Source organism: Pseudomonas putida (genome assembly GCA_041071465.1).
GTDB classification, from domain to species: Bacteria; Pseudomonadota; Gammaproteobacteria; order Pseudomonadales; family Pseudomonadaceae; genus Aquipseudomonas; species Aquipseudomonas putida_P.
In genome coordinates this window covers 2,175,203-2,192,533 of record CP163498.1, presented here as the reverse complement: position 1 = coordinate 2,192,533, position 17,331 = coordinate 2,175,203, and the positions used below count along the sequence as shown (strand labels likewise).

General features: G+C 56.5%; 16 protein-coding genes. All 16 read left to right on the top strand.

All coding sequences use genetic code 11. The features are described from left to right. Positions 1-2: 2 nt before the first annotated feature. The 16 genes from AB5975_10190 to AB5975_10115 all read left to right on the top strand — a co-directional run bounded on the left by AB5975_10190 (position 3) and on the right by AB5975_10115 (position 17,322). The gene (locus tag AB5975_10190; protein XDR22141.1) at positions 3-875 is read left to right on the top strand and encodes a ParB/RepB/Spo0J family partition protein; all 873 of its coding nucleotides are present in this window, start codon (positions 3-5) and stop codon (positions 873-875) included. Between the two features lie 149 nt (positions 876-1,024). After that, complete coding sequence (locus AB5975_10185) at positions 1,025-1,432, top strand: F0F1 ATP synthase subunit I (protein XDR22140.1); 408 nt, start codon at positions 1,025-1,027, stop codon at positions 1,430-1,432. 16 nt (positions 1,433-1,448) lie between these two features. Beyond that, the gene (gene atpB, locus AB5975_10180; GenBank protein ID XDR22139.1) at positions 1,449-2,318 is read left to right on the top strand and encodes a F0F1 ATP synthase subunit A; all 870 of its coding nucleotides are present in this window, start codon (positions 1,449-1,451) and stop codon (positions 2,316-2,318) included. A gap of 144 nt (positions 2,319-2,462) precedes the next feature. Next, positions 2,463-2,720: a F0F1 ATP synthase subunit C gene (atpE, locus tag AB5975_10175; GenBank protein ID XDR22138.1), complete on the top strand. Its 258-nt coding sequence runs from the start codon at positions 2,463-2,465 to the stop codon at positions 2,718-2,720. Positions 2,721-2,776: 56 nt separating this feature from the next. Beyond that, a complete protein-coding gene (locus AB5975_10170; protein XDR22137.1) occupies positions 2,777-3,247 on the top strand; it encodes a F0F1 ATP synthase subunit B in 471 nt (156 codons plus the stop codon). A 12-nt stretch (positions 3,248-3,259) separates the two neighbouring features. Next, entirely contained in the window at positions 3,260-3,796 is a 537-nt protein-coding gene (locus AB5975_10165; GenBank protein XDR22136.1) for a F0F1 ATP synthase subunit delta, read from the top strand. 21 nt (positions 3,797-3,817) lie between these two features. Continuing rightward, complete coding sequence (gene atpA / locus AB5975_10160; GenBank protein XDR22135.1) at positions 3,818-5,362, top strand: F0F1 ATP synthase subunit alpha; 1,545 nt, start codon at positions 3,818-3,820, stop codon at positions 5,360-5,362. A 48-nt stretch (positions 5,363-5,410) separates the two neighbouring features. Continuing rightward, the gene (atpG, locus tag AB5975_10155; protein ID XDR22134.1) at positions 5,411-6,271 is read left to right on the top strand and encodes a F0F1 ATP synthase subunit gamma; all 861 of its coding nucleotides are present in this window, start codon (positions 5,411-5,413) and stop codon (positions 6,269-6,271) included. Between the two features lie 27 nt (positions 6,272-6,298). Further along, on the top strand, positions 6,299-7,675 hold the full coding sequence (atpD, locus tag AB5975_10150) for a F0F1 ATP synthase subunit beta (protein XDR22133.1): 1,377 nt from the start codon (positions 6,299-6,301) through the stop codon (positions 7,673-7,675). Between the two features lie 43 nt (positions 7,676-7,718). After that, positions 7,719-8,138 (top strand): F0F1 ATP synthase subunit epsilon, encoded by a 420-nt coding sequence (locus tag AB5975_10145; protein ID XDR22132.1) that lies wholly within the window; start codon positions 7,719-7,721, stop codon positions 8,136-8,138. 120 nt (positions 8,139-8,258) lie between these two features. Continuing rightward, on the top strand, positions 8,259-9,626 hold the full coding sequence (gene glmU / locus AB5975_10140) for a bifunctional UDP-N-acetylglucosamine diphosphorylase/glucosamine-1-phosphate N-acetyltransferase GlmU (GenBank protein XDR22131.1): 1,368 nt from the start codon (positions 8,259-8,261) through the stop codon (positions 9,624-9,626). 305 nt (positions 9,627-9,931) lie between these two features. Then, on the top strand, positions 9,932-10,708 hold the full coding sequence (locus tag AB5975_10135) for a DeoR/GlpR family DNA-binding transcription regulator (GenBank protein XDR22130.1): 777 nt from the start codon (positions 9,932-9,934) through the stop codon (positions 10,706-10,708). A gap of 3 nt (positions 10,709-10,711) precedes the next feature. Beyond that, on the top strand, positions 10,712-12,547 hold the full coding sequence (gene glmS, locus AB5975_10130; protein XDR22129.1) for a glutamine--fructose-6-phosphate transaminase (isomerizing): 1,836 nt from the start codon (positions 10,712-10,714) through the stop codon (positions 12,545-12,547). Positions 12,548-12,865: 318 nt separating this feature from the next. Continuing rightward, on the top strand, positions 12,866-13,717 hold the full coding sequence (locus AB5975_10125) for a TnsA endonuclease N-terminal domain-containing protein (protein XDR22955.1): 852 nt from the start codon (positions 12,866-12,868) through the stop codon (positions 13,715-13,717). After that, positions 13,710-15,881 (top strand): Mu transposase C-terminal domain-containing protein, encoded by a 2,172-nt coding sequence (locus tag AB5975_10120; protein XDR22128.1) that lies wholly within the window; start codon positions 13,710-13,712, stop codon positions 15,879-15,881. The genes AB5975_10125 and AB5975_10120 overlap by 8 nt, the downstream gene beginning before the upstream one ends. Continuing rightward, the gene (locus AB5975_10115) at positions 15,874-17,322 is read left to right on the top strand and encodes an ATP-binding protein (GenBank protein ID XDR22127.1); all 1,449 of its coding nucleotides are present in this window, start codon (positions 15,874-15,876) and stop codon (positions 17,320-17,322) included. The genes AB5975_10120 and AB5975_10115 overlap by 8 nt, the downstream gene beginning before the upstream one ends. Positions 17,323-17,331 lie beyond the last annotated feature (9 nt).

The window sequence follows — 17,331 nt, the reverse complement described above, 5'->3', positions numbered from 1 at the left end:
GTATGGCCGTCAAGAAACGGGGTCTCGGACGTGGGTTGGATGCACTGCTCAGTGGTCCTTCCGTCAGCGCGCTCGAAGAGCAGGCTGTGAAGATCGACCAGAAAGAACTGCAACACCTGCCGGTCGAGTTGATCCAGCGTGGCAAGTACCAGCCACGCCGGGACATGGACCCGGAGGCGCTGGAAGAGCTTGCGCACTCGATTCGCACTCATGGCGTGATGCAGCCGATCGTGGTCCGCCCGATCGGCGACAACCGTTACGAGATCATCGCCGGCGAGCGCCGTTGGCGCGCCACCCAGCAGGCCGGCCTGGACACGATCCCGGCCATGGTCCGCGAAGTGCCGGACGAAGCCGCCATCGCCATGGCGCTGATCGAGAACATCCAGCGCGAAGACCTCAACCCGCTGGAAGAGGCCATGGCCCTGCAGCGTCTGCAGCAGGAATTCGAGCTCACCCAGCAACAGGTAGCTGACGCCGTTGGCAAATCGCGGGTAACCGTGGCCAACTTGCTGCGCCTGATTACCTTGCCCGAAGCGATCAAGACCATGCTCGCCCATGGCGATCTGGAGATGGGCCATGCCCGTGCATTGCTCGGTCTGGACGAAAGCCGTCAGGAGGAGGGGGCGCGTCATGTTGTCGCACGTGGCCTCACCGTGCGCCAAACCGAGGCATTGGTTCGCCAATGGCTCAGCGACAAACCTGATCCGGTCGAACAGAGCAAACCTGATCCGGATATCGCACGCCTTGAACAGCGGCTCGCAGAGCGCCTGGGCTCCGCCGTGCAGATCCGTCATGGCAACAAGGGAAAAGGCCAATTGGTTATTCGCTACAACTCGCTTGACGAGTTGCAAGGCGTGCTTGCTCACATCCGCTGAAACAATTGCTGTTGTAGCGCGCAGTCGGAAATCACTACCGAAGAGTTGAATAGGGGTTAATCCACCCCTATACTCTGCGCGCATTTTGTCGGCACAAATTATGCCAAGTCATAACTGACTTGTTGGTCGACTTCCGAGGAGCAGTTGTGATGGAAATCCGCACGCCAAACCGCCTGCCTTTCCATCGCTGGGCGGTTTTTCCGGTACTGCTGGCTCAATTCGTCGTACTGCTGCTGGCAACCTTGGTGTTGTGGCAGTGGAAAGGGGCGGTCAGTGGATATTCAGGCCTTTGCGGAGGTTTGATTGCCTGGCTGCCCAATGTGTATTTCGCCTGGAAGGCTTTTCGCTTCAGCGGGGCTCGGGCGGCACAAGCCATCGTCAAGTCGTTTTACGCTGGCGAGGCAGGCAAGATGATTTTGACGGCAGTGCTTTTTGCACTGACCTTCGCAGGAGTGAAGCCACTGGCGCCGTTAGCAGTATTCGGCGTCTTCGTGTTGACCCTTTTGGTCAGCTGGTTCGCGCCCCTGCTGATGAATAAAAGACTTTCGAGACCTTAGGGCGTTTGAGGCAACCATGGCAGCAGAAACCGCTTCGGGCTATATCCAGCACCACTTGCAGAACCTGACCTACGGTCAACTACCAGACGGCAGCTGGGGCTTCGCCCATTCGGCTGCAGAAGCCAAGGCAATGGGCTTCTGGGCGTTCCACCTGGACACCCTGGGTTGGTCCGTCGCGCTGGGTCTGATCTTCCTGTTCATCTTCCGCATGGCGGCCAAGAAGGCGACTTCCGGCCAGCCTGGCGGCCTGCAGAACTTCGTTGAAGTGATGGTGGACTTCGTCAACGGCAGCGTGAAGGACTCCTTCCACGGCCGTAGCCCGGTGATTGCACCGCTGGCGCTGACCATTTTCGTCTGGGTATTCCTGATGAACGCCGTCGACCTGGTACCGGTCGACTGGATTCCTCAGCTGGCCATCCTGATCTCCGGTGACCCGCACATTCCGTTCCGCGCCGTGTCGACCACCGACCCGAACGCGACCCTGGCCATGGCCTTCTGCGTGTTCGCCCTGATCATCTTCTACAGCATCAAGGTCAAGGGCCTGGGCGGCTTCATCGGTGAGCTGACCCTGCACCCGTTCGGCAGCAAGAACATCTTCGTGCAGATCCTGCTGATTCCGGTCAACTTCCTGCTGGAATTCGTCACCCTGATCGCCAAGCCGATCTCGCTGGCACTGCGTCTGTTCGGCAACATGTATGCCGGCGAGCTGGTGTTCATCCTGATCGCTGTAATGTTCGGCTCCGGCCTGCTGTGGCTCAGCGGCCTGGGTGTGGTGCTGCAATGGGCGTGGGCTGTGTTCCACATCCTGATCATCACCCTGCAAGCTTTCATCTTCATGATGCTGACCATCGTCTACCTGTCGATGGCCCACGAAGATAACCATTAAGACCGCCTGGCGTGTCTGATAGCCTTCCCCGCCTGTTTGGGGGGAGGGCTTAAAAAGTCCGCAAGGGCATGCTGTACCAAACGATTTGTTTTACCGCTTCAAACTAAAAACCTAACCAATACGACGTAAAAGTCGGGAGGAAAGATGGAAACTGTAGTTGGTCTGACCGCTATCGCTGTTGCTCTGCTGATCGGCCTGGGTGCTCTGGGTACCGCCATTGGTTTCGGCCTGCTGGGCGGCAAATTCCTGGAAGGCGCTGCTCGTCAGCCAGAAATGGTTCCGATGCTGCAGGTCAAAATGTTCATCGTTGCCGGTCTGCTCGACGCCGTAACCATGATCGGTGTTGGTATCGCTCTGTTCTTCACCTTCGCGAATCCGTTCGTTGGTCAGATCGCCGGCTAATCACTCGTCACCACGAGTTGATGGCTGTATGAATAAAGACCGAGCGAGGTGTTGGCGTGAACATTAATGCAACCCTGATTGGCCAATCCGTTGCTTTTCTGATTTTTGTACTCTTCTGCATGAAGTATGTATGGCCTCCGGTCATCACTGCCCTGCAAGAGCGCCAAAAGAAGATTGCCGACGGCTTGGACGCTGCCAACCGCGCAGCTCGCGACCTGGAGCTGGCCCAAGAGAAAGCGGGTCAGCAACTGCGTGAAGCTAAAGCACAGGCAGCCGAAATCATTGAGCAAAGCAAGAAGCGCGCTGCTCAGCTTGTCGAGGAAGCCCGTGACCAGGCCCGCGTCGAAGCTGACCGTGTGAAGGCTCAGGCTCTGGCCGAGATCGAACAGGAACTGAACAGCGCTAAAGACGCCCTGCGTGCCCAAGTGGGTGCTCTGGCTGTTGGTGGTGCTGAAAAGATCCTTGGCGCCACAATCGATCAAAACGCGCATGCGGAGCTGGTTAACAAACTGGCCGCTGAAATTTAAGCGAGGGCGATCATGGCAGAACTGACCACGTTGGCCCGACCTTACGCTAAGGCTGCCTTTGAGCATGCCCAGGCCCATCAGCAACTGGCCAATTGGTCAGCCATGCTCGGCCTGGCTGCTGCGGTGTCGCAAGACGACACCATGCAGCGCCTGCTCAAGGCCCCGCGACTGACGAGCGCAGAAAAGGCCGCCACGTTCATTGACGTGTGCGGTGACAAGTTCAATGCACAGGCACAGAATTTCATTCATGTTGCCGCGGAAAACGACCGTCTCCTGCTTCTGCCGGAGATTGCCGCTCTGTTCGACCTGTACAAGGCCGAGCAAGAGAAATCCGTGGACGTGGAAGTCACCAGTGCCTTCGCGTTGAACCAAGAACAGCAAGACAAACTCGCCAAGGTTCTCAGTGCACGGTTAGGCCAGGAAGTGCGCCTGCACGCGTCGGAGGATGCCAGCCTGATTGGCGGCGTCGTCATCCGCGCTGGTGACCTGGTAATCGATGGCTCTGTTCGCGGCAAGATCGCGAAACTGGCCGAAGCATTGAAATCTTGAGTTTGAAGGGGCAGCAGAGCAATGCAGCAACTCAATCCTTCCGAAATTAGTGAAATCATCAAGGGCCGCATCGACAACCTCGATGTGAGCTCCCAAGCCCGTAACGAAGGTACCGTTGTTTCGGTTTCCGACGGTATCGTGCGGATCCACGGTCTGGCCGACGTCATGTACGGCGAAATGATCGAGTTCCCGGGCGGCGTCTACGGCATGGCCCTGAACCTGGAGCAAGACTCCGTAGGTGCAGTGATCCTGGGTGCATACGACACCCTCGCCGAAGGCATGAGCGCCAAGTGCACCGGCCGCATCCTGGAAGTTCCGGTTGGTAAGGAACTGCTGGGTCGCGTCGTCGACGCACTGGGCAACCCGATCGACGGCAAAGGTCCTCTGGGCAACACCCAGACCGACGCGGTCGAAAAAGTTGCTCCAGGCGTGATCTGGCGTAAGTCGGTAGACCAGCCTGTACAGACTGGCTACAAATCCGTCGACGCCATGATCCCAGTCGGCCGTGGCCAGCGTGAGCTGATCATTGGCGACCGTCAGATCGGCAAGACCGCCATGGCCATCGACGCCATCATCAACCAGAAAGACTCCGGTATTTTCTGTGTTTATGTTGCTGTCGGCCAGAAGCGTTCCACCGTTGCCAACATCGTTCGCAAACTGGAAGAAAACGGCGCCCTGGCCAACACCATCGTGGTAGTTGCCAGTGCTTCGGAATCCGCCGCACTGCAATTCCTGGCGCCATACGCCGGTTGCACCATGGGCGAGTTCTTCCGTGACCGCGGTGAAGATGCCCTGATCGTTTACGATGACCTGTCCAAGCAGGCCGTTGCCTACCGTCAGATCTCCCTGCTGCTGCGCCGTCCACCAGGACGTGAAGCGTACCCAGGCGACGTGTTCTATCTCCACTCCCGTCTGCTGGAGCGTGCATCGCGCGTTTCGGAAGAATACGTCGAGAAGTTCACCAACGGCGCTGTGACTGGCAAAACCGGTTCCCTGACCGCTCTGCCGATCATCGAAACCCAGGCTGGCGACGTTTCCGCGTTCGTTCCGACCAACGTGATTTCCATCACCGACGGTCAGATCTTCCTGGAATCGGCCATGTTCAACTCGGGCATCCGCCCTGCAGTGAACGCCGGTGTTTCGGTATCCCGTGTAGGTGGTGCCGCTCAGACCAAGATCATCAAGAAGCTGTCCGGTGGTATTCGTACCGCACTGGCTCAGTACCGTGAACTGGCTGCATTCGCCCAGTTCGCTTCCGATCTGGACGAAGCGACCCGCAAGCAGCTGGAGCATGGTCAGCGCGTAACCGAGCTGATGAAGCAGAAGCAGTACGCGCCGATGTCCATCGCGGACATGGCTCTGTCGCTGTACGCCGCTGAGCGTGGCTTCCTGACCGACGTAGAAGTCTCCAAGATCGGCAGCTTCGAGCAAGCACTGATCGCCTTCTTCAACCGTGATCACGCTGAACTGATGGCGAAGATCAACGTGAAGGGTGACTTCAACGACGAAATCGACGCAGGCCTGAAAGCCGGTATCGAGAAGTTCAAGGCCACCCAGACCTGGTAAGCCGCAGCGGGGGCTCTGGCCCCCGCTTGCTAACCTGATAGGTGATACATGGCAGGCGCAAAAGAGATTCGCAGTAAGATTGCGAGCATCAAAAGCACGCAAAAAATTACCAGCGCCATGGAGAAAGTGGCGGTCAGCAAGATGCGCAGGGCACAACTGCGCATGGCTGCTAGCCGTCCTTACGCGGAGCGTATCCGCCAGGTGATCGGTCATCTGGCCAACGCCAACCCGGAATACCGTCACCCGTTCATGATCGAGCGCCCTGTAAAGCGCGCCGGTTATATCGTGGTGAGCAGTGACCGTGGTCTGTGCGGTGGCTTGAATACCAACCTGTTCAAGGCCCTGGTCAAGGACATGAACGAAAACCGCGAACAGGGCGTGGAAATCGACCTGTGCGTGATCGGCAGCAAGGGTGCGACTTTCTTCCGCATCTTTGGCGGTAACGTCGTAGCCGCGATCAGCCACCTGGGCGAAGAGCCATCGATCAACGATTTGATCGGCTCCGTCAAAGTGATGCTGGACGCCTACCTCGACGGCCGTATCGATCGCCTCTCGGTGGTTTCGAACAAGTTCATCAACACCATGACCCAGAAGCCAACGGTCGAGCAATTGGTACCGTTGGTGGCAACCCCGGATCAGGATCTCAAGCATCACTGGGATTACTTGTACGAACCCGACGCAAAAGAGCTGCTGGACGGCTTGATGGTGCGTTACGTGGAGTCGCAGGTGTACCAGGCGGTGGTCGAGAACAACGCTGCTGAACAAGCGGCCCGGATGATCGCCATGAAGAACGCCACAGACAACGCCGGTGATTTGATCAAAGAGCTTCAGTTGATCTACAACAAGGCGCGTCAGGCTGCGATCACCCAGGAGATCTCGGAAATCGTCGGCGGCGCTGCCGCGGTTTAACGGTTCACATATTCAGAGGATCCAGCTATGAGTAGCGGACGTATCGTTCAAATCATCGGCGCCGTCATCGACGTGGAATTCCCACGTGACGTCGTGCCGAGTGTATACAACGCGCTGAAAGTACAAGGCGCGGAAACCACCCTGGAAGTTCAGCAGCAGCTGGGCGACGGCGTGGTTCGTACCATTGCGATGGGCTCGACCGAAGGCCTGAAGCGTGGTCTGGATGTCGTCGACACCGGCGCTGCCATTTCCGTTCCAGTTGGTAAGGCCACTCTGGGCCGTATCATGGACGTACTGGGCAACCCGATCGACGAAGCCGGCCCGATCGGCGAAGAAGAGCGTCGCGGTATCCACCAGCCAGCGCCTTCGTTCGCTGACCAGGCAGGTGGCAACGACCTGCTGGAAACCGGCATCAAGGTTATCGACCTGGTTTGCCCGTTCGCCAAGGGTGGTAAAGTTGGTCTGTTCGGTGGTGCCGGTGTCGGCAAGACCGTAAACATGATGGAACTGATCCGTAACATCGCCATGGAACACAGCGGTTACTCCGTGTTCGCTGGTGTGGGTGAGCGTACTCGTGAGGGTAACGACTTCTACCACGAGATGAAGGACTCCAACGTTCTCGACAAAGTAGCGCTGGTCTACGGTCAGATGAACGAGCCACCAGGAAACCGTCTGCGCGTAGCGCTGACCGGCCTGACCATGGCTGAGAAGTTCCGTGACGAAGGTAACGACGTTCTGCTGTTCGTCGACAACATCTATCGTTACACCCTGGCCGGTACTGAAGTATCCGCACTGCTGGGCCGTATGCCTTCGGCAGTAGGTTACCAGCCGACCCTGGCTGAAGAGATGGGCGTTCTGCAAGAGCGCATCACCTCCACCAAGGAAGGTTCGATCACTTCCGTACAGGCCGTATACGTACCTGCGGACGACTTGACCGACCCGTCGCCAGCGACCACCTTCGCCCACTTGGACGCCACCGTCGTTCTGTCCCGTGACATCGCCTCCCTGGGTATCTACCCAGCAGTCGACCCACTGGACTCGACTTCGCGCCAGCTGGACCCGAACGTGATCGGCAACGAGCACTACGACACCGCTCGTGGCGTTCAGTATGTTCTGCAGCGTTACAAAGAGCTGAAGGACATCATCGCGATCCTGGGTATGGACGAACTGTCCGAAGACGACAAGCAACTGGTAGCCCGCGCTCGTAAGATCCAGCGCTTCCTGTCGCAGCCGTTCTTCGTGGCCGAAGTCTTCACCGGTTCGCCAGGCAAGTACGTTTCCCTGAAAGACACCATCGCTGGCTTCAGCGGCATCCTCAAAGGTGACTACGACCACCTGCCAGAACAAGCGTTCTACATGGTCGGCAGCATCGACGAAGCGATCGAGAAAGCCAAGAAACTGTAATTCCTGCGCCCCGCAAGGGGCGCTATCAGGTTGAGGCAAGCAGATGGCTATGACAGTCCATTGCGATATCGTCAGCGCGGAAGGAGAGATTTTCTCCGGCCTGGTCGAGATGGTAGTAGCGCACGGTAACCTGGGTGATCTTGGTATCGCTCCGGGCCACGCGCCGCTGATCACCAATCTCAAGCCTGGTCCGATCACGCTGACCAAGCAGGGTGGCACCCAAGAGGTGTTCTACATCTCTGGTGGCTTCCTCGAGGTTCAGCCGAACATGGTCAAGGTGCTTGCCGATACCGTGCAACGTGCTGCAGACCTGGATGAAGCGCAAGCTCAGGAAGCCCTCAAGGCTGCCGAGAACGCCCTGAATCTGAAAGGCGCGGACTTCGACTACGGTGCCGCCGCCGCACGTCTGGCCGAGGCCGCAGCCCAGCTGCGTACCGTTCAGCAAATGCGCAAAGGCAAGTAATTGGCCTTTGGCTGATCACTTCTATTGCGATTGAGTAAAAGGGTAGCCTCGGCTACCCTTTTTCTTTTTCTGTTTTCTCCCCCCGGTCTTTCACTGACCGCCCAGGATTGGTAGCCAGTAATGTCACTCGATATCGTTATTCTCGCCGCCGGCCAAGGTACCCGCATGCGCTCGGCGCTGCCCAAGGTGCTGCACCCGGTAGCCGGCAACTCCATGCTCGGCCATGTTATCCACAGCGCACGTCAACTGCAGCCACAAGGTATTCACGTGGTCATTGGCCATGGCGCCGAGCTGGTTCGCGAGCGCCTGGCCGCTGACGACCTGAATTTCGTCATGCAGGATAAACAGCTGGGTACCGGCCATGCTGTTGCCCAGGCTTTGCCAGCGCTGACCGCCGATACCGTGCTGGTGCTGTACGGCGATGTGCCGTTGATCGAAGTGGAGACCCTGCAGCGTTTGTTGGCCAAAGCCAATGATCAGCAACTGGGCCTGCTTACGGTCACGCTCGAAGACCCGACCGGCTATGGTCGTATCGTGCGTGACGAGCAAGGCCAGGTGACTGCCATCGTTGAGCACAAGGACGCCAACGATGCACAGAAAGCCATCAAGGAAGGCAACACCGGTATTCTGGCCCTGCCAGCCGCGCGCCTGGCCGACTGGATGGGCCGCCTGTCGAACAACAACGCCCAGGGCGAGTACTACCTGACCGACGTCATCGCCATGGCGGTGGCTGACGGCCTGGTGGTGGCCACCGAGCAGCCACACGACCCGATGGAAGTGCAGGGCGCCAACGACCGTCGCCAGCTGTCCGAGCTGGAGCGTCACTACCAACTGCGTGAAGGCCGCCGCCTGATGGCCCAGGGCGTGACCCTGCGCGACCCGGCGCGCTTCGATGTACGGGGTGAAGTGACCGTTGGTCGTGACGTGCTCATCGACATCAACGTGATTCTCGAAGGCAAGGTGGTCATCGAGGACGATGTTCAGATCGGCCCTAACTGCGTCATCAAGAACACCACGCTGCGCAAAGGCGCGGTGGTCAAGGCCAACAGCCACCTCGAAGGCGCCGTGATGGGCGAGGGCAGCGATGCCGGCCCGTTCGCCCGCCTGCGCCCGGGCAGCGTACTGGACGCAAAGGCCCATGTGGGTAACTTCGTCGAACTGAAAAACGCACACCTGGGTGAAGGCGCCAAGGCCGGTCACCTGACTTACCTGGGCGATGCTGAAATCGGTGCGCGCACCAACATCGGCGCCGGCACCATCACCTGCAACTACGATGGCGCCAACAAGTTCAAGACGTTGATGGGCGAGGACGTGTTCATCGGTTCGAACAACTCGCTGGTGGCGCCTGTGGAAATCAAGGCCGGCGCGACCACCGCAGCCGGTTCGACCATTACCCAGACGGTTGAAGCTGGCGACCTGGCGGTGGCCCGTGCACGCCAGCGCAACATCTCGGGTTGGAAGCGCCCGGAGAAAACCAAGAAGAGCTGAGTTATTCACAGCTGTTTCGATCCAAAGCCGACCTATGTGAATAAGTCGGCTTTTTTATTGGGCTATTGGTAATCCCTTGTAGGAGCGGCCTTGTGTCGCGATGGGCCGCAACGCGGCCCCTTGGATTTCGAGGTGAACCTGAAATTGCCGGGGCTGCTTTGCAGCCCATCGCGACACAAGGCCGCTCCTACAGGGACCCTGCCAAAAGCAGAAGAAATTATCCACAGGGCAGCTACTGCTTGACGAGACGAGCGTCTTAGGTTTTGATTGCAACCATTATCTTTCGAAACGAAACTTAAGAGCTCATGTCGAAACGAAACACACCGCAGCGGCGGCACAACATCCTGGCTTTGCTCAGCGAGCAGGGCGAGGTGAGCGTGGACGCCTTGGCCAAGCGTTTCGAAACTTCGGAAGTGACCATTCGCAAAGACCTCGCCGCCCTCGAAACCAACGGCCTGTTGCTGCGCCGCTACGGCGGCGCGGTACCGGTGCCGCAAGAACTGCTCGGTGAGCCGGCCCAGCCTGTGTCTTCCTATAAGAAGGCCATTGCGCGTGCCGCCGTCGGGCGAATCCGCGAACATGCGCGCATCATCATCGACAGCGGCAGCACCACGGCAGCCATGATCCCCGAACTGGGGCGCCAGCCGGGCTTGGTAGTAATGACCAATTCGCTGAATGTAGCCCGTGCCATTTGCGACCTCGAACACGAGCCGGTACTGCTGATGACCGGTGGCACCTGGGACCCGCATTCCGAATCATTCCAGGGCCAAGTCGCCGAGCAGGTACTGCGCTCTTACGATTTCGACCAGCTGTTCATCGGTGCCGACGGCATCGACCTCGGCCGGGGTACTACTACCTTCAACGAGCTGCTTGGGCTCAGTCGGGTCATGGCCGAAGTTGCCCGTGAAGTGATCGTGATGGTCGAGTCGGACAAGGTGGGGCGCAAGATCCCTAACCTCGAGCTGCCCTGGGGCAGCGTACATACCCTTATTACAGATGAACGCCTGCCCGCAGCGGCACGCGAACAAATTCAAGCCCGCGGCATCAACCTGATCTGCGCCGCGATCAGCCAGGAGCAATAAAACATGTGTGGAATCGTTGGTGCCGTCGCCGAGCGCAATATCACAGCCATTCTGATCGAAGGCCTCAAGCGTCTTGAGTACCGCGGGTACGACAGCGCCGGCCTGGCGGTTCTCACCCAGAACGGTGAATTGCAGCGCCGCCGCCGCATTGGCAAGGTCAGCGAGCTGGAAGCTGCGGTTGCTGCTGAGCCACTGGCGGGCCAGCTGGGTATCGCCCACACCCGTTGGGCTACCCATGGTGCGCCGACCGAAGGCAACGCCCACCCGCACTTCTCGGGCGATGAAGTGGCTGTGGTGCACAATGGCATCATCGAAAACCACGAAGAGCTGCGTGAAGAGCTGAAAGGCCTGGGCTACATCTTCACGTCCCAGACCGACACCGAAGTCATCGTTCACCTGATCCACCACACCCTTAAGAGCATTCCGGACCTGGCCGACGCGCTGAAAGCAGCGGTGAAGCGCCTGCATGGTGCCTATGGCCTGGCGCTGATCAGCGCCAAGCAGCCTGACCGCCTGGTAGCTGCACGCAGCGGCAGCCCGCTGGTTATCGGTCTGGGCCTGGGTGAAAACTTCCTGGCGTCCGACCAGTTGGCGCTGCGTCAGGTCACCGACCGCTTCATGTACCTGGAAGAAGGCGACATCGCGGAAATCCGCCGTGATCAGGTCACCATCTGGGACCAGCAAGGCAACAAGGTCCAGCGCGAAACCGTGCAGTACCATGAAGGCGCCGAAGCTGCCGACAAGGGCAACTATCGCCACTTCATGCTCAAGGAAATCCACGAGCAGCCAAGCGTTGTTCAGCGCACCCTGGAAGGCCGTCTGGGCAAGGACAACGTGCTAGTCCAGGCTTTCGGCCCGAAGGCTGCCGAACTGTTCGCCAAAGTGCGCAACGTGCAGATCGTCGCCTGTGGCACCAGCTACCACGCGGGTATGGTCGCCCGTTACTGGCTGGAAAGCCTGGCTGGCATCCCGTGCCAGGTGGAAGTGGCCAGCGAATTCCGTTACCGCAAGGTGGTGGTGCAGCCGGATACTTTGTTCGTCTCCATCTCGCAATCCGGTGAAACCGCCGACACCCTGGCCGCGCTGCGCAACGCCAAGGAGCTGGGTTTCCTCGGCAGCCTGGCGATCTGCAACGTGGGCATCAGCTCGTTGGTGCGTGAGTCGGACCTGACCCTGCTGACCTTGGCTGGCCCTGAAATCGGCGTGGCGTCGACCAAAGCTTTCACCACTCAGCTGGTTTCGCTGATGCTGCTGACCCTTGCCCTGGGCCAAGTGCGTGGAACGCTGGAAGACGGTGTTGAAGCCGAGCTGGTTGAAGAACTGCGTCGTTTACCGACCCGCCTGGGCGAAGCCCTGGCCATGGATGCCACCGTCGAGAAAATCGCCGAGCTGTTCGCCGACAAGCACCACACCCTGTTCCTCGGCCGTGGTGCGCAGTACCCGGTGGCGATGGAAGGTGCGCTCAAGCTCAAGGAAATCTCCTACATCCACGCCGAAGCCTACCCGGCGGGTGAGTTGAAGCACGGCCCATTGGCACTGGTGGACAATGACATGCCGGTGGTTACCGTCGCGCCGAACAACGAACTGCTGGAGAAGCTGAAGTCCAACCTGCAGGAAGTGCGTGCTCGCGGTGGTGAGTTGGTTGTGTTCGCCGACGAGCAGGCGGGCATGACCAATGGCGAAGGCACCCACGTGATCAAGGTGCCGCACATCGCTGACGCGCTGGCGCCGATCCTGTACACCATTCCACTGCAGTTGCTGTCGTACTACGTAGCCGTGCTCAAGGGTACTGACGTTGACCAGCCGCGTAACCTGGCCAAGTCGGTTACTGTCGAGTAAATAACGCTAAGTAATCGTTTCAAATGTTTTTAAAGAATAAAGGTTGTCACAAAAAAATAAAGGTTGTCACAAGTTAAGAAAGGTTGTCACAAGGCTCTGTCACGGCCCGTTTGTCGGGGCAGAGCCTTGTCCATGGATATAGGATCACAATCCCTTCTGCACCACAGTGACTGCTGTCCTGGCTGAGCCCGCTCTTGAATTTCTCCGCGCCACGACCTGTGTCGTTCCGATCCGATCGAGCGGGTCACTCAACGATGAGCGACTCGTGAAATGACATCTGTACCCACTGAACCGGTGAATCCAGCTAGCTCGAAGCTAATGACTCAGCGGAAAATTGATAGAAGAATACAATCGGGTCGCGGATCTGGCGTTAGAGAGTCCTATGAGCCTTGGATCAAGATTTGGGATATCCAGTCGAGCGGGGTGTCGCATCTTGTACCGGGTGTGAAATTTCATCGCAGTCATCATTTGCTATCCAACGCTGAGCGCGACTATCACCTGATCCTTGAGCATGATCCTTCCATCATCGACATTCGTGAGCAGTTCCCGCTCCTAACGCAAGCTGAGACTCAAGCGATCGCGTCAAGCCTGAATTACCGTCATCCTGTGTATCCAGGTACTCAAGTCCCAGTGGTTATGACCACTGACTTCCTCATAACTTTCATAGATTCGAAGGGCGAAGCAACCTTGGCCGCGCGCTCTGTGAAATACCGTAAGGAGTTCGAGGATGCCAGCCTCAAGGAGCAGAATCGGATGGCGGAAAAGCTTGAGATCGAAGCTAAATATTGGGCTATGAGAAAGGTAGAATGGAAACTGGTTCTCCATGAAAATCTCTCGCAAGTTAAAATAGCAAATCTTGTCATACTTAGAACTTACGCGGTCATCCATCCTTCGTTGCCGACGGAGAATAATATAAATAATCTGCTCGAATTTATAGCGGGATGTAAGACTAGTGAATTGCCACTAAAGGCACTGCTGCAAAAAGCCTCGAGGGTAATTTTTATAGAATATATTGGTGTTAAACGCCTCTTCCACCATCTTCTTTGGACGGGCAGACTGGGGGCGAGTCTAAGCGCTAAGGTAATAAGCTTATCTGAACCTTTGCATGTTTGGATTGCTGAGCCATCCTTTTCCAGCACATCAGAAATCGAGGTGCCTCGTCATGCTTAGTCTGGGAGTTAACTGCATCGTTTCTCCGGGTGAGGGATCTGAGCTGCTGAAGAAACCGGTCAGAGTTTTAGCTATAAAGGATGAGTTTGTCTTAGTCATTGAACTCGGTACAAGTCCGACGAAGCCATGGCGGGTTGGAAGCTCACTATTGATCGAAGAGATCAATAACGGAGCGGCGGTGATCAACCCTGAAATGGTACCTATGCACTTGCTTCGAAGTGACGACGAGATCAGTGAGAATGAAAAAGACAGCCGAGATAGGAACTGGGAGCTGGTACGTGGTTTGGTGGAGAATCATGGCCCCCTCGATATCTTGACGTCTAACTTTGGTTCCCTTGTTGCTAATCACGCAATGGTAGTGGGAGTTGACCGGAAGCAAATTTATCGACTTCTCTATCGGTATTGGAGCATGGGGCAGACACGAAACGCATTTTTGTGGAATACCAGCACGTGTGGAGGCCGTGGAAAGAAAAAAAGTCGGGCCTCAGGCATTGTTCCTGGCCGACCGCTTAAATATCGTGGCGTAGTTGTGGATGACGGTGGCGCAATTCTGCTCGAGTCACGGCACATCTCGCATATTCGCTTGGCCTATGGGCGCTTTGCCAGTGGCAGGTGTGGCAAGCTAAAGAAAGCCTATGATTGGATGCTCAATAAGTTTTATCGGTCGATCAAGTCCGACGGTTCAAAAGGTAACCTGGTTCGAGGTAGCTACCCGTCCATCAATCAACTGGAGTACCATGGAAAACTTTTCTTTGATGAACTCTATAGGTTGAAGAAGAGCGGCGGCGCAATCCGCTATAATAAAGACCATCGTGCGCTAGTTGGATCTGCCTCTCAAGGGTTAGTCGGTGCAAGTCATCGGTACGAAATCGATTCGACGATTGCTGATGTTTATTTGGTACATCGAGTCAATCGGTTATGGTTGATCGGCAGGCCAGTGCTGTATGTGTTGGTTGATACGTTCACCAGAATGATCGTAGGTATTCATGTCGGGCTTGAAGGGCCCAGTTGGAATGGTGCTCGACATGCCATTTATAATGCTTGCACGCCGAAGAAGGAGTTTTGCAAGCGTTATAATATTGAGATCGATGAGGTTGACTGGCCATGTTCTCATCTACCGGTTGAAATCGTCGCAGATCGCGCTGAACTTCTCAGTGAAGCTGGGGAGACGATGACAAAGACTCTTGGTACAGCCTTGAAGATTTTGCCACCGTTTCGGCCTGACTGGAAAAGTATCATTGAAAGCCGTTTCCGACTGCTCAACGAAAAGCTGGATTTGAAATTTGTCCCTGGCGGCGTAGATGCTCGGAAAATGGAGCGTGGTGATCGTGACTACCAGCTCGACGCAATTTTCGATATCGATGAGTTTACTGAGATGGTAATCCTCGGTGTTTTGGCTCACAACAAGAGCCTTCGAGTTCCTCATCTTCTGAACCGTGAGATGATCGCGGCAGAAGTGGAGCCCACGCCTATGGCCATGTGGAAGTGGTCTATGGCAAACAATCTCCTGAATTCGAAATTCGTATCACCAGCGGAGCTGAAGATTGCATTGTTACCCTCGCAGGTGTGTCGAATTGGTCGAGGAGGTATAAATTTCCAAGGTGTGCAGTACACCTGTGAAACCGCCATTCGTTCGGAATGGTTGGAGCGCTCTCACAACTTTAAAACGAGGTACGTTAGGGTTTTCTACGATCCAAACTCTATTGAGAACTGCTGGATGAAATCTGAGGCGGGTTTCGAGCCGTTGACCATTGTACCGCAGCAGCGGGTTAAGTACGGTGGGCTTCGTATGGAGGAGGTCCTCGATATTATCAAGATTTTGAATCAGGTCGCCCCAGATGCCCGGTACGAGGATGCCAATACTGGAGCGCTTCTTCAAGGCCGCCAGGAGGAGATTCTTCATCGAGCGCAAGCCAAACGCCAGGGGCAGGGAGATCCGAAATCTGACGCTGAGTTCAAGCGGGACAAGCGTTCGAAACGTGCCGTTGAAACCCAGACTGAGCGCGACTTGCATACCGCTGACCTAAATCAGCTTCGCCTTGTGGATAACTCGCCAGCCGCGGAGGAGACTTATACACCTGTAACCGTGAAACCTGTCTCGGGTCGGAGCGCCGCCTTCCTGAAATTGGTGATCAACGCGGGTAACGAGGCTAGTCATGAGTGATTCCAGTTTTGCGCCAGCAGATTACAACCCGACTGGCATGCCTCAATACGACGGTAACCCACTGATTGAGTGTCTCCCGAAGATTCTTTCGGATGTTGATGTAGTCAGGCGCATTGGGAGCGCCCCGCCCCGGCCTGACAACGTGGAGCGGGCCTTGGACCCGAAATTACGTGGTCATGGCATCAACAGGCTGAAGGATGTCGTTGTACCTTTTGAAATCCACCTCAGGCTTGAGGACCTGTTCAGTCAATTGATTCGGTACGGATACACCGGGCGCAATCCATTGCATGCGTCATCCGTTAGGCATCGCTTGCCCTCTTCTGCGGAGATCAAGGGGCACGGGTTTATGTCCACCGCTGAAACGTTGACACTGATCGGGTTGAGCGGCATGGGTAAAACGACTGCGCTGAACTCCATTGCCAAGCTTTATCCACAGGTGATCAGTCACAGTAAGTATAAAGAGCAGATCTTCATTGAGACGCAGGTGGTCTGGCTCAAGATCGATTGTCCGCACGATGGCTCGTTGCGAGGTTTTTGTACCGCATTCTTCTCTTCATTGGATGAAGCATTAGGCATAAAAAAGTACTCAGGCAGAGCTGCTACTGGCCGCAGCATCAGCGTGATGCTTCAAAATATCAGTCAGTTGTGCAAAACCTATTTCATCGGAGCTCTCATAATTGATGAGATGCAGCACCTCTGCTCATCCCGAGGCGGGCAAGACCGCGAAAAGCTTCTCAACTTTTTTGTGCAGCTGTCGAATGACGCCGGCATCCCGCTGATCTACGTTGGCACAAATGCCATGCTTCCGCTGTTTTCTGGTGTTTTGCGAAATGCTCGGCGTGCGGCAGGAATGGGGCCTATCACTTTTGACAGGTTTACCGAAGATGATCCGTTTTGGGCGCATCTGGTTTCACTGCTCTGGGCATACGACTGGACCAAAACCCCCACTCCGTTGACGGGTGAGATCCTTTCCAAAATATATGACCTCACTCAAGGAAACACGGATTTCCTGGCCAAACTTCTAATGCTGGCTCAGCGGCACGCAATCTGGGAGGGCATCGACTCGATTACACCGGCGGTTCTGCAGCAGGTGTACGACAGTCAGATGAGGCTCCTTCATAAGGCCATCGAGGCTCTACGAAGCGGGGATCCGCTGCAAATTGCTGACTTCGAAGACATGATGCCCACGAAGGACCAGGTCGCCAAGATGATGAATTACGATTTGGCGCGGCGTGCAGACAGGGCGAATCTCTCTTTAATTACCCAGGCCGCGATAGTGACACCTGTCGAGCACAGTGAAAGGGCAGCCGCAAAGCCTATTAGTAAACCGGTGGTTCCGGTTGCCAACGAGTCAGCACCAACTGCCCATTTCTCCGAAGGCGATGATGTGCAGACCCAGCTCGAGCAGAGAGGCTGGGTAGATAAGGACTCTGCTTGGTGACATGAACCG